We start from the raw sequence: 25,096 nt of genomic DNA on the forward strand, positions 1-25,096 counted from the left end.
CGGCGGGCGCACGCACGGAGCGTGCGCCCGCCGTGCCGTGTGCCGTCGCCACCCCGCGGGCAGGAGCCACGGCCCGGGCCTACGCTGGCGCGAGGGGGACCTTGCTGCGGCAGGGACGACACGATGGCAACCGCGCGCACAGTGCCGGCGTTCGATCCGGCGTCGTTCATCGGGCTGATCCACGAGCCCGATCGCTCCCGCCTGCTGGCGGCCGGGCACCGCACGAAGGTCCCCGCCCGGACGCCCCTCACCACCCAGGGCACCACGCCGTCGTCGCTCTGCGTGCTGCTCTCGGGCACCGCTGAGGCGGTGCGAGTCGACCAGGGCGGCCACGAGACCCGCGTGCTGTCCTACGGACCCGGCGACGCGGCCTGCCTCCCCGAGGTCTGCGCAGCCGTCCCGGCGCTGTCGACCGTGCGCACGTCCGCGCCGGCCGAGGTGCTCTCCGTCCCGGCGCGGGTCTTCCGGCAGCTCGTCACGACACCCGCCGTCTCGGAGGCGGCGGTCTCCGCCCTGGCCACCCTCGCCTACACGCTGGAGGAGCACCGGCTGCACGGGTCCTACGGCAACGTCCGGTCCCTGGTGTGCCACTGGGTGCTCCAGCTGGCGGCACGGTCCGGCGTGCCGCAGCCCGACGGATCGGTCGTCGTCCGGTGCACCCAGGCCGAGCTGGCGTCCTGGGCGGGGATCTCCCGCGAGGCGCTGGTCCGCCACCTCCGGGTGATGCGTCTGGACGGACTCGTCGCCACGAGCCGCGGGTACCTGACGATCCACGACCCGGAGGGGTTGCGCGCGGCGGCCGACGACGGCGGACCGTCGACGGCGTCGCCGAACGGTGTCAGTCGAGGCGAGAACCCGTGAGCCGTTCGTAGGCCTCGAGGTACCGGTCGCGGGTCCGGCGCACGACGTCCGCCGGCAGCGCGGGCGGCGGGGCGTCCCCGGCACGGTCCCACCCGGACGCCGACGACGTGAGCCAGTCACGGACGAACTGCTTGTCGAAGCTCGCCTGGGCCCGGCCCGGTTCCCAGTCGTCGGCCGGCCAGAACCGCGACGAGTCCGGGGTCAGCACCTCGTCGCCGAGCACGATCGGCCCGGTCGGGTGATCGGACCCGTCCGGCACCCGGCCGAACTCGAGCTTGGTGTCCGCGAGGACGACGCCCCGGTCCCGGGCGATCGCCTCGGCACGGGCGTAGACGGCGAGGGTCAGCTCGCGCAGCCGGGCGGCGTCGCCCTCCCCGATCCGCCGCGCCACCTCGGCGAAGCTGACGTTCTCGTCGTGCTCGCCCACCTCGGCCTTGGTCGCCGGGGTGAAGATCGGTTCCGGCAGGCGTGAGCCGTCGACGAGCCCGGCGGGCAACGGGATGCCGGTGACCTCGCCGGTGCTGCGGTACTCGGCGAGCCCGGAGCCGGTGAGGTAGCCGCGCGCCACGCACTCGACGGGGAACATGTCCAGGCGGCGACAGACCATCGCCCGGCCCGCGACGACGTCGGGGACGAGACCGTCACCCGGCTCGGCGCCGGCCTCGACCGAGACGACGTGGTTGTCGACGAGGTCGGCGAGCTGGTCGAACCACCACAGGCTGAGCTGGGTGAGGACCACACCCTTGTCGGGGATCCCGGGGGTGAGCACGTGGTCGTAGGCCGACACCCGGTCCGAGGCGACCACGAGCACCACGTCACCCAGCGGGTGCACCCCACCGAGCGCCGGCAGGTCCGGGAGGTACAGGTCGCGGACCTTGCCGGAGTAGGCGTGCCGCCACCCGGGCAGGTCGAGGGGGCCACCGGCGAAGGCCTCGGGCGTCTCGGTCGTCACGGCACCCGCACCTCGCCCCGCTCGGCGGCCAGCGCGATGTCCGTGCGGTGGTGGGAGTCCGCGAGGTGGATCTCGGCGACGCCGGCGTAGGCCGCGGCCCGGGCCGCGGCGAGGTCGGCGCCCCGGCCGACCACCGACAGCACCCGGCCGCCGGCGGAGACGAGCGTGCCGTCCTCGGCCGTCGCGGTGCCGGCGTGCAGGACGTGCACACCCGGCAGGGCCTCGGCCGCCTCGATGCCGGTGATCGCATCACCTCGTCGCGGCGACTCCGGGTAGCCGGTCGCCGCGACGACGACGTTGACCACGGCCTCGGGCGACCAGTGCAGCGGTGCGTGCTGCTCGAGCTCTCCGCGGGCCGCGGCCAGCAGCACGGACGACAACGGGGTCGTCAGGCGGGTCAGGACCGCCTGGATCTCCGGGTCGCCGAACCGGGCGTTGAACTCGACCACCCGGGCCCCGCGCGAGGTCAGCGCGAGGCCGACGTAGAGCACGCCGACGAACGGGGTGCCGCGGTGCGCCATCTCGTCGATCGTCGGCTGCGCGATCCGGTCGACGACCTCGGCGACGAGGCCCGACGGCGCCCAGTCCAGCGGGGTGTAGGCACCCATGCCGCCCGTGTTCGGCCCCTCGCCACCGTCGAACACCCGCTTGAAGTCCTGGGCGGGGACCATCGGGACCACCGAGGCGCCGTCGCACAGGCAGAAGAGCGAGACCTCCGGGCCGTCCAGGTACTCCTCGACGACGACCCGCCCCCCGGGTCGGGCACCGAGGGCCGCCTCCGCGTGCGCCAGCGCCTCCTTGCGGTCGGAGGTGACCACGACCCCCTTGCCGGCCGCCAGGCCGTCGTCCTTGACCACGTGCGGGGCGCCGAACGCGTCCAGGGCGGCGGCGACCTCGTCGCGGGTGGTGCACACGTGGGCCATCGCGGTGGGCACGTTCGCCGCCGCCATGACCTCCTTCGCGAACGACTTCGACCCCTCGAGCCGAGCCGCCTCGGCGGAGGGCCCGAAGACCGGGACACCCGCGTCCCGGACCGCGTCCGCGACCCCGGCGACCAGCGGCGCCTCGGGGCCCACGACGACGAGGTCGGCACCGAGGTCGGTGGCCAGCGCGGCGATCGCGCCGCCGTCGACGGCGTCGACGGGGTGCAGGGTGGCCTCGCGGGCCATCCCCGGGTTCCCGGGGGCCGCGTGCAGCTCGTGCGGCTCTCCTCCGAGGGCGTCTTCCGCGGCGAGGGCGTGGAGGATGGCGTGCTCGCGAGCACCGTTCCCGACGACGAGGATCTTCACGGGATCTCAGTGTAGGTGGAGCGGTCGGGGCCCGTGCGGGCGGTCCGGCGGACGGTCAGGACGGCACGGTCGCGTCCTGACCGGACGCCGCGAGGGAGTCGGCCACGAACCCGGTCCGCACCAGGTCGGCGACCGCGTCCCGCAGCCAGGACACGGCGTCCGGGGACCGGTCGCGCCCGGTGGCCACGGCCTGTCGGATCTCGGTGAACCGCGGCTCCAGCACCCGCACGTCGCCGCGATCCTCGGCCCAGCGGGTCACGGGCTGGCGGATCCCGGCGGCGACGTCGAGACCCTCCGCCTCGAACACGGCCGTCCCCTCCGCGCCCCGGACGAGCTGGGCGTGCCGCAGGGTCCGCGTCAGGGACAGGTCGTACGCCGACCCCTCCTTGACCCCGATCCGCACCCCGGGGGCGTCGACCTCGGCGGCGGACCGCAGCGGCGAGGACGCGGGGACGGCGAAGACCCCCTCGATGAGGACGTACGGGTCGGTGAACGCCACGTGCTCGGCGCGCTGCGGCTCGGCCGCGAGGAACCCGACGTCCGCCTGGCCGTCCCGGACGGCGGCGAACGCGTCCCGGGCGGCGTCGACGCAGGACAGCTCGATGAAGGTGCCGAGGTGGTCGGCCAGGGCACGGGCCAGGTCGACGGTGACGCCGGTGGGCGCCGACGCCGTGCCCTGGGCGAGCACCGGGTTGCCGAGGTTGATCACGGCGCGCAGCGCCCCCGTGGGGGCGAGCACGGCGGCCTCCGCGGCGCGGCTCATGCCCGTGCGTGGATCAGGTCGTGGATCGGGATGATCTCGTCACGCCGCGGCCCGACCCCGACGGCGGAGATCCGGCAGCCCGACATCTTCTCGAGCGCCCGCACGTACGCCTGGGCGTTGGCCGGCAGCTCGTCGAAGGACCGGCACTGCGAGATGTCCTCCCACCAGCCGGGCAGCTCCTCGTAGATCGGCGTGGCGTGGTGGAACGCCGACTGGTCGTCCGGCATCTCGTCGTACCGGGTGCCGTCGACGTCGTAGGCGACGCAGACCGGGATCTTCTCGATGCCGGTCAGCACGTCGAGCTTGGTCACGACGAGGTCGGTGAGTCCGTTGACGCGTGCCGCGTACCGGGCGATGACCGCGTCGTACCAGCCGCAGCGCCGGGCACGTCCCGTGGTCACGCCGTACTCCCCGCCGGTCTTGAGCAGGTACTCGCCGTTCGCGTCGAACAGCTCGGTGGGGAACGGCCCCTCCCCCACACGGGTGGTGTACGCCTTGATGACGCCGATGATCGAGTCGATCCGGGTCGGCCCGACGCCGGACCCCGTGACCGCGCCGCCGGCGGTCGCGTTCGACGACGTCACGAACGGGTAGGTGCCGTGGTCGACGTCGAGCATGGTCGCCTGGCCGCCCTCGAAGAGGACGTTGTGACCGGCGTCCAGCGCCTGGTTCAGCGCCAGCCCGGTGTCGGCGACCATCGGCCGCAGCCGTTCGGCGTGCCCGAGCAGCTCTTCGACGACCTCGTCGACCTCGACGGCGCGACGGTTGTAGACCTTCACCAGCAGGTGGTTCTTCTGGTCGAGCGCGCCCTCGACCTTCTCGCGCAGGATCTTGGGGTCGAACAGGTCGGCGACCCGAATGCCCACGCGGTTGATCTTGTCGGCGTAGGCCGGGCCGATGCCCCGCCCGGTGGTGCCGATGCGCCGCTTGCCGAGGAACCGCTCGGTGACCTTGTCCACCGTGCGGTGGTACGAGGCGATGACGTGCGCACCGGAGGACACCATCAGCTTGGAGGTGTCGACGCCGCGGGCCTCGAGCGCGTCCAGCTCCTCGAAGAGGACGTCGATGTCGACCACGACACCGTTGGCGATGACCGGGGTCACACCGGGGGACAGGATGCCCGAGGGCAGGAGGTGCAGGGCGTACTTCTCGTCGCCGATCACCACCGTGTGCCCGGCGTTGTTGCCCCCGTTGAACTTGACCACGTAGTCGACGCGGTCACCGAGGAGGTCCGTCGCCTTCCCCTTGCCCTCATCGCCCCACTGGGCGCCGACGAGCACCACGGCTGGCATGGATCAACTCTCCTCGTTCGTCGATGAGACCCGGAGGATCCCGCCGGGCCTCGCCAGAGTTTACCCGGCCATGACCTGGTGTCCCAGGCAGCGCGCCCTAGGCGGGTCGGGGACGCTGCGGCAGCTCGACCGACGCGGCACCCGTGGCCGTGTCCGACTGCTCGCAGTGGTGGTCGGTGTCGATCCGGAAGAGGTCGAGGGCGCCGCACACCTCGAGCACGAAGAGGTCGCGGTCGTCGGCGCCGCGCAGGACCGTGGCCCCGCCGCGCTTGCGACCCGCGTCGGCGAGCGAGATGAGGAACGCCGCACCGGTGGAGTCCATGAAGGTCACCCGGCACATGTCGATCACCAGGAGCTGACGGCGGAGGCCGACGACGCGCGCCGCGATCTCGGGGAACTGGTCCCGTTCGGCGAGGTCGAGGTCGCCGGCGATCACGAGCGTCGTCGTCGTGGAGGACGTCGCGATCTCGATCATGTGCCCGAGCCTACCGTCGCACCCCGGAGTTCCGCGCCTCGGGACGGCGAGGGCCGCGTCCGCGTGGCAGGCCCGCGCACCCCCCTGGGAGGATGACGCCATGAACCCTCTGACCGACAACCTGCTGTCCGGACCCGACCCGACGCTCCTGCCCGACGACCACGCGGCGGTGCGGGAGGCCCTGGAGACCGGTGAGGACCCGGCGGTCCTGGCGGCGGCGCACCCGGCGGCCAGCACGGCCTGGGCCGTCCTGGCCGAGCAGACCCTCGCGGGCGGCGACGACGTCACCCGCTCCGTGACGGCCTACGCCTACGCACGCACCGGCTACCACCGGGGCCTGGACGCCCTGCGCCGGGCGGGGTGGCGCGGCCAGGGACCGGTGCCGGTCGACCACACCCCGAACCAGGGGTTCCTGCGGGCCCTGCTGGCGCTGTCGGAGGCCGCCGCGCGGATCGGCGAGACGGACGAGGCGGAGCGCTGCGCGCAGCTCCTGACGGACTCCGGGGTCTCGGCCGCCGACGTCCGCGCGCTGCGCTGACCCCTGTCCCGGCCCGGCGGGCCGGCGCCGGGCCGGGCCGGCTACGCGGGTCCTGACCCGCTGGTCAGGTCGGGGCGCAGCTTGGCCCAGACCAGCTTTCCCGACGCGCTGGGCCGCCATCCCCAGTCCGCCAGGCGTTCGACGATCTGCATGCCGAACCCGCCGAGCCGGTTCGGGTGCCCGTCCGTGGCGACCGGTGGCGCCGGGTTGGAGTCCTCGACCTCGATGCGCAGGCCGTCCCCCGTGTCGAACAGCCGGAGCGCGATGTTGCCCCAGCCGTGCAGCACACCGTTGGCGACCAGCTCGCTCACGACGAGCTCGGCCGCCGCGGACTCCGCCAGCCCCCACGCCTGCGAGGTGCGCAGGACCGCGTGGCGGGCACGGCCGATGGAGGCCGGTTCGCTCGGCAGCAGCCAGCGGCGCGAGCGGGGGCTCAGCGCCGTGACCCGGTGGTCGGCCTCCGGGTCGGGCACCCGCACCACGACGATCGCGACGTCGTCCTCGGGCGAGTCGGCCAGCCGGGACAGCAGCTCCTCCCCGACGCCCGCGGCGTCGCGGGCCGTGATGCGCCCGGACATCTCCGTCAGCGTCTCCAGCCCGCGCTTGAGGGACCGGTCGCGACGCTCGATGAGCCCGTCGGTGTAGAAGACCAGCACGTCCCCGCGACGCAGGACCTCGTGCCCGGTCTCGCGGGGCTCGTTGCCGAAGCCGACGAGCATGCCGCCCGCCCCGTTCAGCAGGCGTGTGCCGCCGTCCCGGAGCAGCAGCGGCGGGAGGTGCCCGGCGCGGGTGTACTCCAGGCCCCAGCTGTCGTCCTCGGTCCGGTGCTGCAGCGCGGCGTAGACCATCGACGCCGGCCGCGGCACCCGCATCCCGGCCACGAGCTGGTCGACGCGGTCGAGCACGGTCCCCGGGGTCGTCAGCTCGTAGGCGTAGGCCCGCACCACGGACCGCAGCTGACCCATCGCCGCGGCCGCCTCGACGTCGTGCCCGACGACGTCGCCGATGACCAGGCCGACCGTCCCGTCGGCGATCTGGAGGACGTCGTACCAGTCGCCGCCCACCTGCGCGTGCTCGGCGTTCGGCGCGTAGTAGGTCCACACGTCCAGCCCGGTCACGTCCGCCTGCTCGGGCAGCATGGCACGCTGCAGGGCCTCGGCGAGCCGGTGCTCGCGCGCGTACAGCCGCGCGTTGTCGATCGCGGTGCCGGCGCGGCGGGCCACGACCTCGACCACGGTGGACACGTGGTCCAGCCCCGGTGCGGGTCCCGACTCCGGCACGGGCTCGTCCCCGTCCCAGGTGACGAGGAGACCGAGGACACGACGTCGGCCCGCCACCGCGTGCACCACCGCCTCCCGGGGCACCGCGCCCGTCTCGGCGACGACCCGGTGCATCAGGTCCCGCCGCAACCACCCCGCGGCCGAGGACGGGTCGAAACGGCCCTCGAGGCTCAGCCGCACCGGCCCGTCGACGGCGCCGTCGAGCAGCTGCTGCACGTCGTCCACCACGGGCTCGGGGACCTCCGACACGTCCCCGGTGAGGGCGGGTTCGAGCCGGTCGTGCGTCCGGTCTTCGGGGACGTAGCGCGTGTGACGCCGTCCGCGACCCGACGGCGGGGATGCGACGTCGACGCCCTCGGCGAAGAGCAGCCCGTCGTCGTTGACGTAGAACCCCGCCCAGGGCACGAGGGAGCGCAGCAGGTCGGCGATGTCCCGCAGCGCGAACGGGTACTCGAGGTCGCCGAGGAGATCGGTGGTCTGCGCGATGAGGTCCAGGTCGGCGCGCTGCCGGCGTTCGACCTCCAGCGACGCGAGCTGCGCCGCCTGCTGGTCGACGTACTCGGAGACGTCGGTGGTCACGCCGACCCAGTACTCGGGGAGCCCGTGGTCGGTCGGCAGCGGGGTGACGTCGACCTGCAGCCACGTGGTGCGGCCGTCGCTGCGACGGGTGCTCACGATCCTCCGCATCGCGCGGCCGGCCTTGAGGTCCTCCTGGGCGGCGGTGCGCTGGGGGTCGTCCTCGACGAGCGCGAGCAGGGAGTTCGGGCCGAGGAGCGCCAGCTCCTCGATGCCCACGCCACCCAGCTCCTCGAACGCCCGGTTGACCCAGAGCACAGGCATGCCGAGGCTCCAGGCACCCGTGACGAAGGCCGGGACGGTCGTGACGGACAGCGCGGCCGCGAGCCGGGAGGCGGGAACGGGCAGAACGTCGGCGGACGAACCGGGCATTTGGTCCATTGCCCCCTCCCTTCTCAACGTCTCGCGGCCAGGTTGGTGCATCGGGGGGCCATTCAACCGTAGATTGGTGTCCGCCGAGACGTGAGGTGAGCGAAAGCTCGAGGAAGGAGCACCGTGCAGGACGCATCCAATGCGGCGCACCCCCCGGACGACGGGGACGGTGACAAGAACGCGGCGCCCCAGATCGGCGACCCCGCGAGCATCCATGTGATCGTGGGGAGCTCACGCGCTCGCGTGGTCCTCTCGGGCGAGATCGACGCCGACGTCAGCTCCGAGCTGGGCGAGGCCATCTCCGACGCGGAGGCCTCCGGGCTGCCGGTCGAGATCGACGCCCACCACGTGACCTTCATGGACTCCTCCGGCGTGGCCTTCCTGGCGCGCCTCGCCTCGCGCAGCCCGCACACGGTGCGCATCCTGCGCGCACCGCCGACGGTGCGCTTCCTGCTGGAGGTCACGCGGATCGGCGAGCTGCTGGAGATCGTCGACGACGACCCCGGTGTCGACCTGGACATCACCTCGGCCCAGCACTGAGCCTGCACGCACCGACGCCCCGCCGCTCCGAGGAGCGGCGGGGCGTCGGTGCGTCAGCGGAGGCTGATCACATCTTGTGACCGGCCGAGCGCAGCCACTGGCAGGCCTCGACGATGCGGGCCGCCATGCCGGCCTCGGCCTTCTTGCCCCAGGCGCGCGGGTCGTAGGCCTTCTTGTTGCCGACCTCGCCGTCGATCTTCAGCACGCCGTCGTAGTTGGTGAACATGTGCTCGACGACGGGACGCGTGAACGCGTACTGGGTGTCGGTGTCGATGTTCATCTTGATGACGCCGTTGTCGACCGCCTCGGCGACCTCCTCGGCGGTGGAGCCGGACCCGCCGTGGAACACGAGGTCGAACGGGTTCTCCTTGCCGATCTCGTCACCGACGGCCTTCTGGATCTCGCCGAGGATCGCCGGGCGCAGCTTGACGGCACCGGGCTTGTAGACGCCGTGCACGTTGCCGAAGGTGAGCGCCGTCAGGTAACGGCCCTTCTCACCGGCACCGAGCGCCTTGACCGTGGCCAGGCCGTCCGCGGGCGTCGTGTACAGCTTCTCGTTGATCTCCGCGACGTGGCCGTCCTCCTCGCCGCCGACGACGCCGATCTCGACCTCGAGGAGGGTGCGAGCGGCCTGCGACAGCTCGAGCAGCTCCTCGGCGATGACGAGGTTCTCCTCCAGCGGGATGTCCGAGCCGTCGAACATGTGGGACTGGAAGGTCGGGTTCTTGCCCGCCTTGACCTGCTCGGCCTCGAGCGCGAGGAGCGGGCGCACCCAGGAGTCCAGGTTCTTCTTGACGCAGTGGTCGGTGTGGATCGCGATGTTGACCGGGTAGTTCTTCGCGACCTCGTGCGCGTAGGCGGCCAGCGCCAGCGACCCGGCGACGCGGTCCTTCACCGTCGAGCCCGAGCCGTACTCCGAACCACCCACGGAGACCTGGATGATGCCGTCCGACTCCGCCTCGGCGAAGCCCTGCAGGGCTGCGGTGATGGTCTGGGACGACGTGATGTTGACGGCGGGGTAGGCGAACTTGCCGGCCTTCGCCCGGTCGATCATCTCGGCGTAGACCTCGGGGGTTGCGATAGGCATCTGCGGTACTCCAATGAGGGGACGTACGAGGGACGACGCAGGCGGGCGACGTCCCACCGTCGCTGGTGGCCGGCGAGCACGCAGCCCACATGCATCCGGATTTTCTCACGTCCGACGCATCACCGTCACATGGCGTCGCACAGGATGAGACGGTCGCCCGGGTCATCGGTGGCGCGACGGGACGTCACGGGCGGTTCACAGGTGCTGCGACGCCCAGGCGTGCAGGGCGATCGCCGCTGCGGCGCCGGCGTTCAACGACCGTGTCGACCCGTGCTGGGTGATGTGGACGACGACGTCGCACACCGCCTGCGCCTGCGGGGTCAGCCCGTCGGACTCCTGGCCGAGGAGCAGCACGCACCGCGGCGGCAGCTCGCGGCGCTCGAGCGCCACCGAGCCCGGCACGTTGTCCACACCGACCACGGGCAGGCGTTCGCCGGCCGCCCACGCGGCGAAGGACTCGGCGTCCGGGTGGTGCTGGACGTGCAGGTAGCGGTCGGTGACCATCGCACCGCGCCGGTTCCAGCGCCGCCGGCCCACGATGTGCACGCCGGCGACGTTGAAGGCGTTCGCGGTGCGCACCACGGAGCCGATGTTCAGGTCGTGCGCCCAGTTCTCGATCGCGACGTGCAGCTGCCGGTCCGGCGGACGACGTCGGTCCATGTCCGCCACGATCGCCTCGACCGACCAGTAGCGGTACGCGTCGACGACGTTGCGCCGGTCGCCGTGCTCGAGCAGCTCGGGGTCGTAGCGCGGGTCGTCGGGCCAGGGCCCGGCCCACGGACCGACGCCGACGACCCGGTCACTCATCGCCGTCCCGCGTGGACTCCCACCAGAACAGCGCGCCGACCACCGCGGCCCCCGCGAGGGCCAGCAGCAGGGGGCCGACGACGGCGCTCGCGTCGTCCGGGGCCAGCAGCCCGCCGTCGGCGTCCTGCCACGGCCACAGGGCCCGCAGCGAGCCGATCATGAGCCCGGCGAGCACCGCCATCGTGCCCTGCCGCCGGTGCTCGAGCAGCCAGTGCAGCAGCTTGACGAACGAGGCCAGGCCGACGGCGGCACCGACGACGAACGCGCCCAGGAAGGCCAGGTCGCGGTCCTCGACGGCCTGCTGGACCGGGATGTACAGCCCGAGGATCACCAGCAGCGTCGACCCCGAGACGCCCGGCAGCACGAGCGCGTTGATGGCGACCGCCGCCGACCCGGCGACGTACCACAGCGAGGGGTCGACGACCTGCGACGGCGGCAGCCCGACGAAGAAGAACCCGACCACGGCGGCACCCAGCAGCAGCACGGCGTCCAGCGGCCGGAACCGGCGGGGCATCATGCTCAGCGGCACCAGCACCGACACGGCGATCATGCCGAAGAACACCGACCGCACCGGGACCGGGTTCTCCTCGAGCAGCGGGGCGATCGTGTTCAGCGAGGCGAGGAGCACCACCACCATGCCGCCCAGCACGGGGGCGAGGAAGCGCCAGTCCACCGCCCGCAGCGCCCGGCCGGCCGGGCGCAGCCCGTGCCCCTGCGCCACGCCCTGGACCAGCTCGCGGCCGGCGTGCACGACCTGGCTCGCCGCGGCCAGCAGCTGGTCGTACAGACCCGTGATGAGCGCGACGGTGCCGCCGGAGATGCCGGGGACGGACTCGGCCATGCCGACCAGCCCGCCGCGGGCCGCCAGGCCCGGGGCGGAACGCCAGCTCGTGCCGGGCGCGGGGGCCGCGTGGCGGCGGACGGCACCGGTGTGGGTCGGAGGATCTGCGTGCTCGTCGGTCACGCTCGAAGCCTACGGGCTACGGTGTCTGCCATGACCGAGCGGAAGATCGAGTGCTGGCTGACCGACATGGACGGCGTCCTCGTGCACGAGGGCGAGGCCATCGACGGCGCGGCGGAGTTCATCGACGCCCTCCGGGAGAAGAAGCGCCGCTTCCTGGTGCTCACGAACAACTCGATCTTCACCCCGCGCGACCTGGCCGCCCGGCTCGCGACGTCGGGGGTCGAGGTGCCCGAGGAGTCCATCTGGACCTCGGCGCTCGCCACCGCCACGTTCCTCGCCGAGCAGGTGCCCGGCGGGTCGGCGTACGTCATCGGCGAGGCGGGGCTGACCACCGCCCTGCACGAGGCCGGGTACACCCTCACCGACACCGGACCCGACTACGTCGTGCTCGGCGAGACCCGCACCTACTCGTTCGAGGCGATCACCAAGGCGGTCCGGCTCATCAAGGGGGGCGCGCGGTTCATCGCCACGAACCCGGACACGACCGGGCCGTCGCCCGAGGGGCCGTTGCCGGCCACCGGTTCCGTGGCGGCGATGATCACGGCCGCCACCGGCCGCTCGCCCTACTACGTGGGCAAGCCGAACCCGATGATGTTCCGCTCGGCCCTCAACCGCATCGAGGCCCACTCGGAGACGACGGCCATGATCGGCGACCGCATGGACACCGACATCGTGGCCGGGATCGAGGCCGGCCTGGAGACGTTCCTGGTGCTGACCGGGACGACCGTGGAGGACGAGGTCGACGAGCACCCCTTCCGCCCGTCCCACGTCGTGGAGTCCGTCGCGGACCTCGTCGACCGCGTCTGACCCGAGGGGCGCCTGCCCGTCACTCCACCGCCGTCTCCGCTGTGGGTATGAGATCTACGGCCCATGACCGGTGCCGGGCGGCAGATTTCCTACCCACGACGCGAGGGTCAGCCGTTCAGGCCGAGGTCCTCGAGGTCGAAGAGGTAGTGGTACGGCACCCCGAGAGCCTCGATCTTCTCCCCGGCCCCGGTGGCGCGGTCGACGATCGTGGCGCAGCCGAGCACCTCGGCACCGGCCCCGCGCAACGCCTCGATCGCGGTGATCGGCGAGCCGCCGGTCGTGGTGGTGTCCTCCAGCACGACGACCTTGCGCCCCGTGACGTCCGGCCCCTCGATCTGCCGCTGCATGCCGTGGGCCTTGGCCTCCTTGCGCACGACGAAGGCGTCGAGGTCCTGCCCGCGGGAGGCCGCGGCGTGCAGCAGCGCGTCCGCGATGGGGTCCGCACCGAGGGTCAGTCCCCCGACGGCGTCGACCTCGGCGGTCCCGAGCCCGACCTCCTCGAGGTGGTCCAGCAGGACGTGCCCGACCAGCGGGGCCGCACGGTGGTGCAGCGTGATGCGACGCAGGTCGACGTAGTAGTCGGCCTCCTTGCCGGAGGAGAGCGTCACCTTCCCGTGCACCACGGCGAGGTCCTTGACGAGCTGCAGCAGCTGCTCGCGGGGGGTCGGGGAGAAGTCGGCGGAAGTCACGGGTACCAGGGTACGGGGGCGCGTCAGCGGTAGTGCCCGACGGCGCGCACCGCCCAGCGGGGCATCGCGCGCAGCAGGGCGGCGGCCGCCTTGTAGCGCACCGACGGCGTGGAGATGACGACGCCGCGGCGCACGTCCGCGAGCGCCTCGGCCGCCACGTCGGCGGCGTGCAGCCAGGCGCCGTCCGGCAGGACCTCCGTGCTCAGGCCGGCACGGTCGTGGAACTCCGTGCGGGTGAAGCCGGGGCAGAGCACGGTCGCGGTGACACCGGTCCCCTTCAGCTCGACGGCCAGCCCCTCGGTGAAGGTCCGCACGTAGGCCTTGGCGGCGGCGTAGCTGCCGCCCGCCGTCAGGGCCGCCACCGAGGCGACGTTGAGCACGGCACCCCGGCCGCGCGGGACCATCTGACCGACGGCGGCGTGGGACAGCACCATGACCGCACGGACCATGACGTCGACGGCGTCGAGCTCGATGTCCAGGTCTCCGGCGACGAACCGCTGCGCGGGGGCGAAACCGGCGTTGTTGACCAGCAGGCCGACCGGACGGCGGTCGTCCTCCGGGTCCGCGCCGGTCACGGTGAGCCGCTCGGCGACCCGGGTGACGTCGTCGTGGCGCGCCAGGTCCGCCTGGATCACCTCGACGTGGACACCGGCCGCGGCCCGGATCTGTCCGGCGACGCGGTCGAGACGCTCGCCGTCACGGGCGACGAGGACGAGGTCGTGGCGAGCGGTGGCGAGCTGCCAGGCGATCTCGAGTCCGAGACCGGCGGTCGCACCGGTGACGAGCGCAGTACCCATGACGGCACTCTATGTGTCCTAGGGTGCTCGCGTGCGCATCGCCACGTGGAACGTGAACTCCGTCCGCACGCGGCTGGACCGCGTGCTGGCCTTCCTGGAACGGTCCGGGACGGACGTGCTGGCCGTCCAGGAGACCAAGTGCCGGGACGACCAGTTCCCCCACCGGGCCTTCGAGGAGGCGGGGTACGAGGTGGCGCACACCGGCTACCACCAGTGGAACGGCGTGGCCGTGGTCTCCCGGGTGGGTGTCGAGGACGTGGCGACGTCGTTCCCGCACCAGCCCACGTTCGCCAAGCCCGACGAGGAACCGCGCCTCGAGGCCCGCGCCCTCGGGGCCACCTGCGGCGGCGTGCGGGTCTGGTCGCTGTACGTGCCGCACGGCCGCGCGCTGGACGACCCGCACTACGCCTACAAGCTGGCCTGGCTGGAAGGCCTGCGCACCGACGCCGAGCAGTGGCTGGCGGCGGACCCCGGGGCGCAGCTCGCCCTGCTGGGCGACTGGAACGTCATCCCGCGCGACACCGACGTCTGGGACGTCACGGCGTTCGAGGGCAGGACCCACGTGTCGGCCGCCGAGCGGGCGGCGTTCGAGGCCTTCGGACCTGCGGGGTACACGGAGGTGACGCGCGAGCACCTGCCCGCGCCGCACACGTACACCTACTGGGACTACCAGCAGCTCGCCTTCGCGCGGAACAAGGGGCTGCGCATCGACTTCGCGTACGCCTCGCCGGCGCTGCGCGACCGGGTCACCGGCGTCGCGGTCGACCGGGACGAGCGACGCGGCAAGGGTGCCAGCGACCACGTGCCGGTGGTGCTCGACCTGGTCTGAGGCGCCGAGGTGACGGCCGGTCCGGATCGATGTCACGCCGGCCGCCGCGGCGTGTCGGGAGGGCCCCCTCCCTCCCCTCGTTAGGCTCGTGAATGTCTTCACAAGCCACATGCGAGGAGTCGCCGTGGGTACGCAGATCGATGCCTCCGCCGCCGTGGGCGAGTACGTCGCCCGGGCCGACTGGCGGGTGCACGCCAACGCCAACCAGGGCTACTCCCTCGGTGGCCTCGTCCTGAACGTCGCGGGCAAGACGATCGCGAACTACTGGCTCGACGAGGTGTTCTCCCCCGAGCTGGCCGCCGCGCACCGGCAGGGCGACCTGCACGTCCACGACCTCGACGTGCTCGGCGGCTACTGCGCCGGGTGGTCGCTGCGCCAGCTGCTGTCCGAGGGGTTCGGCGGGGTCGCGGGGGCGGTCGCCTCCTGGCCGCCCCGGCACCTGAGCTCGGCGCTCGGGCAGATCGTCAACTTCTTCGGCACGCTGCAGAACGAGTGGGCGGGGGCCCAGGCCTTCAGCTCCTTCGACACGCTGCTGGCCCCGTACGTCCACGTCGACCGCCTCAGCCAGGCCGAGGTCACCCAGGCCCTGCAGGAGTTCGTCCACAACCTCAACGTGCCGTCCCGCTGGGGCACCCAGACGCCGTTCACCAACCTGACCTTCGACCTCACCTGCCCGCCCGACCTCGCCGACGAGCACCCCGTCGTCGGCGACGACGTCCTCGACGTCACCTACGGCGACCTGCAGGCCGAGTCGGACATGATCAACCGGGCGTTCGTCGCGGTCATGTCCGCCGGGGACGCCGCCGGCCGGGTGTTCACCTTCCCGATCCCGACGTACAACATCACGCCGGACTTCGACTGGGACTCCGAGATCTCCGAGGAGATCTTCGAGATGACCGCGCGGTACGGCACGCCGTACTTCCAGAACTTCATCAGCTCCGACCTGAACCCCGGCGACGTGCGCTCGATGTGCTGCCGCCTCCAGCTCGACCTGCGCGAGCTGCTCGCGCGCGGCAACGGGCTGTTCGGGTCCGGCGAGCAGACCGGTTCGCTCGGCGTGGTCACGATCAACTGCGCCCGGCTCGGGCACGTCCACGGCCCGGACCGCGAGGCGCTGTACGCGGCGCTGGACCGCCTCGTCGACCTCGCCGCCGACGGTCTCGAGGCACGCCGCGAGACGGTCCAGCGGCTCATGGACGGCGGGCTGTACCCCTGGACGCGGCGCTACCTCGGGACGCTCGACGCCCACTTCTCCACCATCGGCGTCAACGGGGTCAACGAGATGATCCGCAACGCCACCGCCGACACCGAGGACATCACCACCCCGGCCGGGCACGCCACGGCCCTCGAGCTGCTCGACCACCTGCGCACGCGCCTCGTCGAGATCCAGGAGCGCACCGGCCACCTGTACAACCTGGAGGCGACCCCTGCCGAGGGCACGACCTACCGCTTCGCCCGCGAGGACCGCGCCCGCTACCCGGGGATCCTGCAGGCCGGGACCCCGGAGCAGCCGTACTACACGAACTCCACCCAGCTCCCGGTCGGCTTCACCGACGACCCGTTCGAGGCCCTCGCCCGCCAGGACGAGCTGCAGCGGCGATACACGGGCGGCACGGTGCTGCACCTCTACCTGGGCGAGCAGATGTCCGGCGCCGAGTCGTGCCGGCTGCTCGTGCGCCGTGCCCTGGAGAACCACCGGCTGCCCTACCTCACGGTGACGCCGACGTTCTCGATCTGCGCCACGCACGGCTACCTCGCGGGCGACGTGCGCACCTGCCCGACCTGCGGCGCCGGGACCGAGGTGTGGACCCGGGTGATGGGGTACTTCCGCCCCGTGGCGTCCTTCAACACCGGCAAGCAGGGCGAGTACGCCGAGCGCGTGCCGTTCCGGGAGCCCGCGGCCTCCCGGGAGCCCGCGGCGGTGACCGTCGATGTCGCCTGACGCCCCGGCCCGGGCACCGCTGCGCATCGCCGGCTTCGTGCCGTTCTCGACGGTCGACCGGCCCGGTCGTCTCGTCGCCACCGCGTTCACCCAGGGATGCCCGTGGCGGTGCACCTACTGCCACAACCCCTCCCTGATCGACCCCCGGCGGCGGCCCGGTGCGACCTGGTCGGAGGTCCTCGAGCTGCTGCGCAAGCGCCGCAGCCTGCTGGACGGCCTGGTGATCTCCGGCGGTGAACCCACCCTCCAGCCCGGCCTGGCGGACGCCTGCCGCGACGTCCGCGACCTCGGGCTCGAGGTCGGCGTGCACTCCGGCGGCCCCTGGCCGACCCGGCTCGCCCGCGTGCTGCCCCTGGTGGACTGGGTCGGCCTGGACATCAAGGCGGTGCCGGACCGGTACGAGCTCGTCACCGGGGCGGCACCGTCCGGGCGGGCGGCGTGGGAGTCGGCCCGGCTCGTGGTCGAGTCCGGCGTCGACCACGAGATCCGCACCACCGTCGACCCCACCGTGCACACCCGCGAGGACGTCCTGGCGATCGGCGCACGCCTCACCGCGCTCGGCGTCCGCCGGTGGGTGCTGCAGGAGGCGCGACCGGACGGCGCGCGGGCCGGGTGGGTGCGCCGCCTGGACCGCCGACGGCTGTCCGACGTGCTGCGCGAGGACGACCTGCCCGGCGTCGAGCGCCGCGTGGGGGTCTGAACCACGCGGACCCGGGAGGTGCGCCCGGCTCGGTAGGTTGGCTCCCATGACCGAGCGCCCCGAGGACGACCTCTCCTTCGCCTCGCCCGGCCCGGAGGCGTCCGGCCCCGCCCCGGACGGGACGCGGGGTCCGGCCCGCCCGTCCCCCGGCCCGGCACCGACGGGCGCGTCGGACCGCCGGCCGGTGGACCCCGGGGCCCGCTGGGGCGCCCCCGGACCCACGCCGGCCGAGCGCGCCGCGGCGCGGCGCCGGGCCCGGATCTGGGTGCTGTCGGTCCTCGCCCTGATCCTGCTCGTGGTCGGCGGCGCCGTGGGGGCCTCCTACCTGACGACGAGCACGCGCGAGGAGGCGTGGGAACCCGTCGCGGCCGACGTCACCGCGCCGGAGACCGTCAACGCCGTGCAGCTCGTCCTCGGCTCGTGCCTCGCCGAGGCCCCGACCGACGGCGCCGTGGGACGCGTCGAGGTGGTGCCGTGCGGCGAGCCGCACGCGGCCGAGGTGGTCGGGCGCACCGACGCGTCGGCGGACGCCGTCTGGCCCGGCGCGGACGAGGCCGCGGCCCGCACCGCGCGGGGCTGCACCCCGGACCTCCTGGGCCCGCAGGCGCGCGCGGACGACTCCACGCGGGTCGAGCTGGTGGTCTGGGCGCCGAGCGAGGAGTCCTGGGCCGCCGGGGACCGGACGGGGCTGTGCGTGGCCGTCGTGGACGGCACGCGGACCGGCTCGCTCCTGGACTGAGCGGCCGGGAACGTCATCGGATCGGTGCCCGATCTTCACCTCCCCGGCACCCCGGATGGGTCGATCGCCCGATCCCGACCCTCGGTGGACGGCCGTTTCCGACGGTTCCGACGTGTCGTGTCCGTCATGTCGGACAGCGTCCCGCCGCCGGATCCCTTCACACCGCCTCCACCATCGGCGCAGGAGGTGACCGTTATCTGACCGTGACCTCCGACCGTTTCGGGGCTAGCGTCCTGTCGTCGCCCGGAGACCGGGCGGCGACCGGCCCGGTGCCCAGTGCTGCCGACGGGACGGCCCACCGGAGCACCGACGGCAGCAGCGGGAGACCCAGGTTCTTCGGGTGACGTCAGCGCCACCCTCGGGGTGAAGCCGTCCATCGGCGGCAGGCCACCACTTCTCGGCCTAACCCGACAGCTCATCTCGCCGGCTGGAGGAGTACCCCATGTCCACACCCTCGCTGGATGCTGCGCGCCCGCAGGGTGCCGTGCGCACCCCCAGGAAACGCCACGCCGCCGTCGCCATGACGCTCACGGCGGCCCTCGCCGGCGGCACGCTGGTCGTCAGCGCCGGATCGGCCGCCGCCGACGACGCGCTCACGACCACCACGGACGAGACCGTCGCCGACGAGACCACCTCGGCCGGCACGACCACCACGGACTCGACCGACACGTCGGTCTCCGACGCCACTGCGACCCCGACGCCGGAACCCGTCGTCGAGGACACCGCGTCCCCCGAGCCGACGACCACCACGGACGGGACGACCACGACCCCGACCGAGGAGCCGGCCGCCGGAGACACCGGCACCGCCACCGAGGAGCCCGTCGTCGTGAGCACGACGCCGGACGTCTCGGTGTCGAAGTCCCGCAGCACCGGCCGCAAGGGACAGGGCCACACCCGCCCCCGCTACACGGTCCGCGCGACCGCGGACGGCGAGGCGTTCGCCGGCCGGGTCCGGCTCTACGTCCAGGGCACCAAGGTCGCGGTCAAGAGCCTCGACGGGGACGGCACGATCCACTTCCGCCCCGGGTTCTCCCACTACGACGTCGGCCGCAACGGCATCCGCGTCGTCGTCGCGCCGGCCGCCTCCACCGGGCTGGAGCAGGTGACGAAGCACCGCCGGGTGTGGATCAAGCCCAAGGCGACGACCAACATGTACGTCTCCAAGAGCCGTCACACGGCCACGAAGGGCAAGTGGCACACCCGCCCGAAGTACACGGTGAAGCTGCGCAAGTGGGGCGAGCCCGTGCAGGGCCGCGTGCGCCTGTTCATCTCCGGTGACAAGGTCGCCGTGAAGAAGACCAACAAGTACGGGGTCGTCCGGTTCCGGCCGGGGCTCGGCAAGTACGACCTGGGCAAGAACAGGATCCGCGTCGTCGGGGTGCCGGCCCGCGCCGAGGGCCTCAAGAAGTCGACCAAGTACCGGAAGGTCCACGTCAAGCCGAAGCTGACCCGCGGCCAGAAGGTCGTCCGGGTGGCCCACAACTACATCGGGCACCGGTACTCGTGGGGCGGCACGTCGCCCGCCACCGGGTTCGACTGCTCGGGGTTCACGTCCTACGTGTACAAGAAGGCGATCGGCAAGACCCTGCCGCGCTCGTCGTCGGCCCAGGCCTCTCTCGGCACGCGCGTCTCGCGCAGCAACGCCCGGCAGGGCGACCTGGTCTACTCGCCGGGGCACATCGGGATCTACGCCGGCAACGGCCGGATCATCGAGTCGGCCCGTCCGGGCGTCGGCGTGGTGAAGCGCCAGATCTGGCAGAGCAGCCCGCGGTTCATCCGCATCTGACCGGCACCGGTCCGGGCGCCGCGAGCGCCCGACGGCCCCGCCCTCCGCACGGAGGGCGGGGCCGTCGTCGTCCCGGCGACGATCAGGCCAGCGAGAGCCCCTCGGCACCCTCGACGCGGTCGACGACGACGGTGTCCCCGTCGGCCGTCTCGCCGGACAGCAGCCGGCGGGCCAGCCGGTCGCCGATCTCCCGCTGGACGAGCCGCCGCAGCGGGCGGGCGCCGTAGGCGGGGTCGTACCCCTCGACCGCCAGCCACCGGCGGGCGGACGGCGTCACGTCGAGCGTGATGCGCCGGTCGGCCAGCCGCTGGGCGAGCGCCGCGACCTGCAGCTCGACGATCCGTCCCAGCTCGTCGAGGGACAGCGCGTCGAAGAGGACCACGTCGTCCAGCCGGTTGAGGAACTCGGGCTTGAAGGCCGTGCGCACGGCCGTCATGACGCTCTCGCGCTTGGCCTCCTGGTCCATCACCGGGTCGACGAGGAACTGCGAGCCGAGGTTCGAGGTCAGCACCAGGATGGTGTTGCGGAAGTCCACGGTGCGGCCCTGCCCGTCGGTGAGGCGACCGTCGTCGAGCACCTGCAGCAAGATGTCGAAGACCTCGGGGTGGGCCTTCTCCACCTCGTCGAGCAGCACCACCGAGTAGGGCCGGCGGCGCACCGCCTCGGTGAGCTGCCCACCCTCCTCGTAGCCGACGTACCCGGGGGGCGCGCCGACCAGCCGCGCCACCGAGTGCTTCTCGGAGTACTCGGACATGTCGATGCGCACCATGGCGCGCTCGTCGTCGAAGAGGAACTCGGCCAGGGACTTGGCGAGCTCGGTCTTGCCGACACCGGTCGGCCCGAGGAACAGGAAGGACCCGGTGGGCCGGTCGGGGTCCGCCACCCCGGCCCGCGAGCGCCGCACGGCGTCGGACACGGAGCGCACCGCCGCCTGCTGCCCGATGAGCCGCTCGCCGAGCACGTCCTCCATGTGCAGGAGCTTCTCGGTCTCCCCCTGGAGCATGCGGCCGGCGGGGATGCCGGTCCAGGCCGAGACGACCTCGGCGACCTCGTCCGCCCCGACCTTGTCGGCGATCATCGGCGTCTCGTGCGCCGCCTCCTCGGCCGCCTCCTCGGAGGCCTCGGCCTGCTCGGCCTCGACGAGCTCGCGCTCGACCTGCGGGATCTCCCCGTAGAGCAGGCGCGCGGCGGACTCGAGGTCGCCCTGGCGCTGCAGGCGGTCGGCCTCGGTGCGCAGCTCGTCGATGCGGGCGCGCAGGTCGCCCACCCGGTTGTGGCCGGCCTTCTCGGCCTCCCAGCGCGCGGTGAGGGCGGCGAGCTCCTCGCGGCGGTCGGCCAGGTCGGCGCGCAGCTTCTCCAGCCGGTCCCGGGAGGCCGTGTCGTCGGAGTCCTTGAGGACGACCTCCTCCATCTCCAGCCGGGTGACGGCGCGCTGCAGCTCGTCGATCTCCACCGGGGAGGAGTCCATCTCCATGCGCAGCCGGGAGGCGGCCTCGTCGACCAGGTCGATCGCCTTGTCCGGGAGCTGGCGCCCGGAGATGTACCGGTCGGACAGCGCCGCGGCGGCGACCAGCGCGGAGTCGGCGATGGTGACCTTGTGGTGGGCCTCGTAACGCTCCTTGAGGCCGCGCAGGATCGCCACCGTGTCCTCCACGGAGGGCTCGCCGACGAACACCTGCTGGAACCGCCGCTCCAGGGCGGGGTCCTTCTCGATGTTCTCGCGGTACTCGTCGAGCGTCGTGGCGCCGACCATGCGCAGCTCGCCGCGGGCGAGCATCGGCTTGAGCATGTTGCCGGCGTCCATGGCACCCTCGCCGCCGGCGCCCGCGCCGACCACGGTGTGCAGCTCGTCGATGAAGGTGATGACCTCGCCGTCGGAGGACTTGATCTCCTCCAGGACGGCCTTGAGCCGCTCCTCGAACTCGCCGCGGTACTTGGCCCCGGCGACCATGCCCGCGAGGTCGAGGGCGACGAGCCGCTTGCCCTGCAGGGAGGTGGGCACGTCGCCGGCGACGATGCGCTGGGCCAGCCCCTCGACGACGGCCGTCTTGCCGACCCCGGGCTCGCCGATGAGCACGGGGTTGTTCTTGGTGCGGCGGGACAGCACCTGCACGACCCGGCGGATCTCGGCGTCCCGGCCGATGACCGGGTCGAGCCGGCCGTCCCGGGCCTGCTGGGTCAGGTCGGTGCCGTACTGCTCCAGCGCCTTGTAGGTGCCCTCGGGGTTGGGGCTGGTGACCTTCCCGGAGCCGCGGACGGCGGGCAGGGCCGCACGCAGCGCGTCCGCGGTGGCCCCGGCGTCGGTGAGGGCCTGCGCAGCGGCCGACCGGCCGGCGGCGACCGCGATGAGCAGGTGCTCGGTGGAGACGTACTCGTCGCCGAGCGCCTCGGCCTCCTGGGCCGCGGTGCTCAGGACGGTCTGCATGGCGCGGGACGGCGAGGGCTGGGCCACGCCCTCACCGCTGGCGGTGGGCAGGGCGACGAGGGCCGCGCGGGTCTTCTGCCCGATCTGCTGGGGGTTGGCACCGACCGCATCGAGCAGACCGACCGCCACCCCGCCGGTCTGCTGGAGCAGCGCCGACAGGAGGTGGGCCGGCTCGAGCTGGGGGTTGCCGGCCGCCGATGCCGACTGCACGGCGTCGCCGATCGCCTGCTGCGACATCGTCGTGAACTTGGTGTCCATGGATCCTCCGGGTCCGGGGTCGTGATGACTGCTGAGGTCAACCTCCGCAGAGTTGAGTCTATTCCGCTCAACTTTGTGTCGCCACGCGGGGTCCCCGCTGGTGGGGCCTCGCCCGGCACCGCGGGTGAATCCTGCCGGGCGGCCCGGGGCCGGGGTGCCGGTCCACGCCCGGTCGGCGATGCTGGAACGGTGAGGACCACCACGCCCGCCCACGCGCCCGCCACGGACCGCCCCCGTCGCCGGCACCCGCTGCGACGCGCCTCCGTCGCGGCGCTCGCGGCCGTCGGCCTGCTCGCCCTGGGCGGCTGCATGAAGGTCGACTGGGACATGACCCTGCACGAGGACGACACCGCGTCCGGCACCGTGATCATGGGTTTCTCCGACGAGCTCGCCGAGTCGATGGGCATGGACCCCCAGGAGCTGTGGGACATGTCCAACGAGGGGGGCGACTCGTTCACCGAGGGCATGCCCGAGGGGTCCACCGAGCAGCCGTACTCGGACGGCGAGTACACCGGCGTGGAGGTCACGTTCACCGACCAGCCGATCTCCGAGATGGCCGGCGGCACCGAGGACGAGCTCTCCGTCACCCGCGAGGGCGACGAGTTCGTCGTGGACGGCGTCTTCGACCTCAGCGAGGACGCCGCGGACATGGGGGACACCGGCGACCTGCCCGAGGGCCTCCTCGACAGCTTCGACATGCGCATCGCCGTGACCTTCCCCGGCGAGATCACCGAGACCACGGGCGAGGTCGAGGGGACCACCGTCGTGTGGACCCCCACGTTCGGCCAGGTCACCGAGGTCTACGCCCGCGGCTCCGCGGTGGGCGACGGCGCGGCAGCCCCGGAGGAGGGCGCCACCGACGAACCCACCGAGGACGCCGACCAGGGCACGGACGAGGGCACCACCGGCACCGACGACGACGTCGCCGACGTCGCCCAGCAGGACGACGCGGGCTTCCCCTGGTGGCTCGTCGGCCTGGTGCTCGGCCTGGCGGTCCTGGGTGTGGTGGTCGCGCTCGTCGTGCGCAACAACCGTCGGCCGGGTCCACCCGCCGCGGGGGCACCCGGGACCGGCCCGGCGCCCTACGCCGCCGGCGGCGTCCCGCCCGGGTACGGGCAGCCGCAGCAGCAGGCACCGCCCGTCGTGCCACCGCAGCAGACCGCACCGCAGCCCTACCCCCCGCCGTACCAGGGACCCGCGCAGCAGCCCCCGGCAGGTCCGCAGCAGCCCCCGGCGGGCCCCCAGCAGCCTCCGCAGGACCCGGACGGCACCCCGCCCGCCGCTCCGCGCTGACCCTCCGTGGCCGCTAGCCTCGGGCCATGACGCAGCTCGAGGACGGCACGGCCCCCACGTCCGGCACCGACTGGCACCCGGACCTGCTGGGCGACGGGTTCGAGGCCCGGACACTGCACCTGCCCGACGACGCGACGGCCACCCTGGTCCGCCACACGCCCTCGGTGGCCCCGCAGGGCGCCCCGGCACGGGTCGCCGTGCTGGTCGTGCACGGCCTGGCGGACTACTTCTTCCACCCCCACGTGGCCCGGGCCCTGGCGGCGGCCGGGTTCGCGGCCTACGCCGTCGACCTGCGCGGCCACGGACGATCCTGGGACGCCCACGCCGCCGCCGGCCGGGACCCGAACCAGGAACCGGACCTCGCGGTCCACGCCGTGGATCTCGACGCGGCCGCCGACGCCGTCCGCGCGGCCGGGCACGAACGCCTCGTGGTCATGGCCCACTCCACCGGCGGCCTCGTCGTGCCGCTGTGGGCGTCGGCCCGCCCGGGACGTGCCGACGCGCTGGTGCTCAACAGTCCGTGGTTCGAGCACCACGCCCCTGCTCCCGTGCGGTGGGTCTCCGCCGCCGCCGCCGAGGCGGTCGCCCCGCTGGCACCCCGGGCCGTGCTCGGCCATCTCGACGACGCCTACCCCCGCGCCCTGCACCGCGCGCACGAGGGGGAGTGGGACTTCGACCCCGCGTGGAAGCCGCTCGAGCCGTTCCCGGTGCGCGCCGCCTGGTTCCGCTCCGTCCGTCGGTCGCAGCGACGTCTGGCGCGCGGGCTGGACCTGGAGATCCCGGTGCTCGTGCTGACCTCGGACCGCACGACCCGCACCGAGCACCTGAGCAGCGACACGGTGCTCGACGTCGGCCACATGCGCAAGATCGCCCCCCGGCTGGGGGACGACGTCAGCCTCGTCACGATCCGCGGCGGGATGCACGACCTCGCGCTCTCGCCCTCCCCCGCGCGCGAGGAGTACCTGCAGGTCGTCGTCGACTGGATCCGCGCCGCCGTCTGAGCCGCGCGCCCGGCCGGGGCGCTCACCGTCATGT

General features: G+C 73.3%; 23 protein-coding genes and 1 riboswitch. Of the genes, 11 read left to right on the forward strand and 12 right to left on the reverse strand.

All coding sequences use genetic code 11. The annotated features are described in order from the left end of the window. Window positions 1-123 precede the first annotated feature (123 nt). Window positions 124-861: a Crp/Fnr family transcriptional regulator gene (locus HLI28_RS07520; RefSeq protein WP_171246902.1), complete on the forward strand. Its 738-nt coding sequence runs from the start codon at window positions 124-126 to the stop codon at window positions 859-861. Here the strand turns inward: HLI28_RS07520 and HLI28_RS07525 are convergent. The 5 genes from HLI28_RS07525 to HLI28_RS07545 form a co-directional block, all read right to left on the reverse strand. Further along, window positions 839-1,813 (reverse strand): phosphoribosylaminoimidazolesuccinocarboxamide synthase, encoded by a 975-nt coding sequence (locus HLI28_RS07525; protein ID WP_171246903.1) that lies wholly within the window; start codon window positions 1,811-1,813, stop codon window positions 839-841. The genes HLI28_RS07520 and HLI28_RS07525 overlap by 23 nt on opposite strands. Then, window positions 1,810-3,102, reverse strand: coding sequence for a phosphoribosylamine--glycine ligase (gene purD / locus HLI28_RS07530; protein ID WP_171246904.1), 1,293 nt, complete (start codon window positions 3,100-3,102; stop codon window positions 1,810-1,812). Before purD ends, HLI28_RS07525 begins: the two co-directional genes overlap by 4 nt. A 55-nt stretch (window positions 3,103-3,157) precedes the next feature. Next, on the reverse strand, window positions 3,158-3,865 hold the full coding sequence (locus HLI28_RS07535; RefSeq protein ID WP_171246905.1) for a transporter substrate-binding domain-containing protein: 708 nt from the start codon (window positions 3,863-3,865) through the stop codon (window positions 3,158-3,160). Continuing rightward, window positions 3,862-5,157, reverse strand: a complete 1,296-nt coding sequence (locus HLI28_RS07540; protein ID WP_171246906.1) for an adenylosuccinate synthase — start codon at window positions 5,155-5,157, stop codon at window positions 3,862-3,864. The genes HLI28_RS07535 and HLI28_RS07540 overlap by 4 nt, the downstream gene beginning before the upstream one ends. Before the next feature lie 97 nt (window positions 5,158-5,254). After that, window positions 5,255-5,632: an STAS domain-containing protein gene (locus tag HLI28_RS07545; protein ID WP_171246907.1), complete on the reverse strand. Its 378-nt coding sequence runs from the start codon at window positions 5,630-5,632 to the stop codon at window positions 5,255-5,257. A 100-nt stretch (window positions 5,633-5,732) separates the two neighbouring features. Between HLI28_RS07545 and HLI28_RS07550 the strand changes: the two genes are divergently transcribed. Continuing rightward, complete coding sequence (locus HLI28_RS07550; protein WP_216077488.1) at window positions 5,733-6,170, forward strand: DUF3151 domain-containing protein; 438 nt, start codon at window positions 5,733-5,735, stop codon at window positions 6,168-6,170. Between the two features lie 41 nt (window positions 6,171-6,211). Here HLI28_RS07550 and HLI28_RS07555 read toward each other — a convergent pair whose 3' ends face one another. Beyond that, window positions 6,212-8,407 carry an ATP-binding SpoIIE family protein phosphatase gene (locus tag HLI28_RS07555; protein WP_246246512.1) on the reverse strand — a complete coding sequence of 732 codons (2,196 nt, stop codon included), beginning with the start codon at window positions 8,405-8,407 and terminating at the stop codon, window positions 6,212-6,214. Window positions 8,408-8,521: 114 nt separating this feature from the next. On the opposite strand from HLI28_RS07555, the gene HLI28_RS07560 reads away from it, so the two are divergent. Continuing rightward, window positions 8,522-8,938: an STAS domain-containing protein gene (locus tag HLI28_RS07560; protein WP_304602743.1), complete on the forward strand. Its 417-nt coding sequence runs from the start codon at window positions 8,522-8,524 to the stop codon at window positions 8,936-8,938. Between the two features lie 67 nt (window positions 8,939-9,005). Here HLI28_RS07560 and fbaA read toward each other — a convergent pair whose 3' ends face one another. The 3 genes from fbaA to HLI28_RS07575 all read right to left on the reverse strand — a co-directional run bounded on the left by fbaA (window position 9,006) and on the right by HLI28_RS07575 (window position 11,796). Next, window positions 9,006-10,025: a class II fructose-bisphosphate aldolase gene (gene fbaA, locus HLI28_RS07565; RefSeq protein ID WP_171246908.1), complete on the reverse strand. Its 1,020-nt coding sequence runs from the start codon at window positions 10,023-10,025 to the stop codon at window positions 9,006-9,008. A 195-nt stretch (window positions 10,026-10,220) separates the two neighbouring features. Continuing rightward, window positions 10,221-10,832 (reverse strand): TrmH family RNA methyltransferase, encoded by a 612-nt coding sequence (locus HLI28_RS07570; protein ID WP_171246909.1) that lies wholly within the window; start codon window positions 10,830-10,832, stop codon window positions 10,221-10,223. Further along, window positions 10,825-11,796, reverse strand: coding sequence for an undecaprenyl phosphate translocase family protein (locus tag HLI28_RS07575; RefSeq protein ID WP_171246910.1), 972 nt, complete (start codon window positions 11,794-11,796; stop codon window positions 10,825-10,827). Before HLI28_RS07575 ends, HLI28_RS07570 begins: the two co-directional genes overlap by 8 nt. A gap of 30 nt (window positions 11,797-11,826) precedes the next feature. On the opposite strand from HLI28_RS07575, the gene HLI28_RS07580 reads away from it, so the two are divergent. Beyond that, window positions 11,827-12,603, forward strand: a complete 777-nt coding sequence (locus tag HLI28_RS07580; RefSeq protein WP_171246911.1) for an HAD-IIA family hydrolase — start codon at window positions 11,827-11,829, stop codon at window positions 12,601-12,603. A gap of 107 nt (window positions 12,604-12,710) precedes the next feature. Here the strand turns inward: HLI28_RS07580 and pyrE are convergent, their stop codons facing one another. Then, entirely contained in the window at window positions 12,711-13,292 is a 582-nt protein-coding gene (gene pyrE / locus HLI28_RS07585; protein ID WP_171246912.1) for an orotate phosphoribosyltransferase, read from the reverse strand. Window positions 13,293-13,315: 23 nt separating this feature from the next. Then, entirely contained in the window at window positions 13,316-14,089 is a 774-nt protein-coding gene (locus HLI28_RS07590) for an SDR family NAD(P)-dependent oxidoreductase (RefSeq protein WP_171246913.1), read from the reverse strand. 31 nt (window positions 14,090-14,120) lie between these two features. On the opposite strand from HLI28_RS07590, the gene HLI28_RS07595 reads away from it, so the two are divergent. From HLI28_RS07595 to HLI28_RS15505, 5 genes are all read left to right on the forward strand, one after another. Next, a complete protein-coding gene (locus HLI28_RS07595) occupies window positions 14,121-14,918 on the forward strand; it encodes an exodeoxyribonuclease III (RefSeq protein WP_171246914.1) in 798 nt (265 codons plus the stop codon). Between the two features lie 109 nt (window positions 14,919-15,027). Next, a complete protein-coding gene (locus HLI28_RS07600; RefSeq protein WP_171246915.1) occupies window positions 15,028-16,860 on the forward strand; it encodes a ribonucleoside triphosphate reductase in 1,833 nt (610 codons plus the stop codon). Then, window positions 16,850-17,560, forward strand: a complete 711-nt coding sequence (locus tag HLI28_RS07605; RefSeq protein WP_171246916.1) for an anaerobic ribonucleoside-triphosphate reductase activating protein — start codon at window positions 16,850-16,852, stop codon at window positions 17,558-17,560. Before HLI28_RS07600 ends, HLI28_RS07605 begins: the two co-directional genes overlap by 11 nt. Window positions 17,561-17,606: 46 nt before the next feature. After that, a complete protein-coding gene (locus HLI28_RS07610; RefSeq protein ID WP_171246917.1) occupies window positions 17,607-18,299 on the forward strand; it encodes a septum formation family protein in 693 nt (230 codons plus the stop codon). 294 nt (window positions 18,300-18,593) lie between these two features. Further along, window positions 18,594-18,737: riboswitch (cyclic di-AMP (ydaO/yuaA leader) on the forward strand. Window positions 18,738-18,741: 4 nt separating this feature from the next. Beyond that, complete coding sequence (locus HLI28_RS15505; protein WP_246246514.1) at window positions 18,742-20,085, forward strand: C40 family peptidase; 1,344 nt, start codon at window positions 18,742-18,744, stop codon at window positions 20,083-20,085. Window positions 20,086-20,167: 82 nt separating this feature from the next. Here HLI28_RS15505 and clpB read toward each other — a convergent pair whose 3' ends face one another. Continuing rightward, on the reverse strand, window positions 20,168-22,768 hold the full coding sequence (gene clpB, locus HLI28_RS07620) for an ATP-dependent chaperone ClpB (protein ID WP_171246918.1): 2,601 nt from the start codon (window positions 22,766-22,768) through the stop codon (window positions 20,168-20,170). Window positions 22,769-22,957: 189 nt separating this feature from the next. On the opposite strand from clpB, the gene HLI28_RS07625 reads away from it, so the two are divergent. Continuing rightward, window positions 22,958-24,061, forward strand: coding sequence for an LppM family (lipo)protein (locus HLI28_RS07625; protein ID WP_171246919.1), 1,104 nt, complete (start codon window positions 22,958-22,960; stop codon window positions 24,059-24,061). 26 nt (window positions 24,062-24,087) lie between these two features. Next, window positions 24,088-25,062: an alpha/beta hydrolase gene (locus tag HLI28_RS07630; RefSeq protein WP_171246920.1), complete on the forward strand. Its 975-nt coding sequence runs from the start codon at window positions 24,088-24,090 to the stop codon at window positions 25,060-25,062. The last annotated feature ends 34 nt before the right edge of the window (window positions 25,063-25,096 follow it).

Origin of the sequence: Isoptericola sediminis (assembly GCF_013085345.1) — a bacterium.
Taxonomy (GTDB): domain Bacteria; phylum Actinomycetota; class Actinomycetes; order Actinomycetales; family Cellulomonadaceae; genus Isoptericola; species Isoptericola sediminis.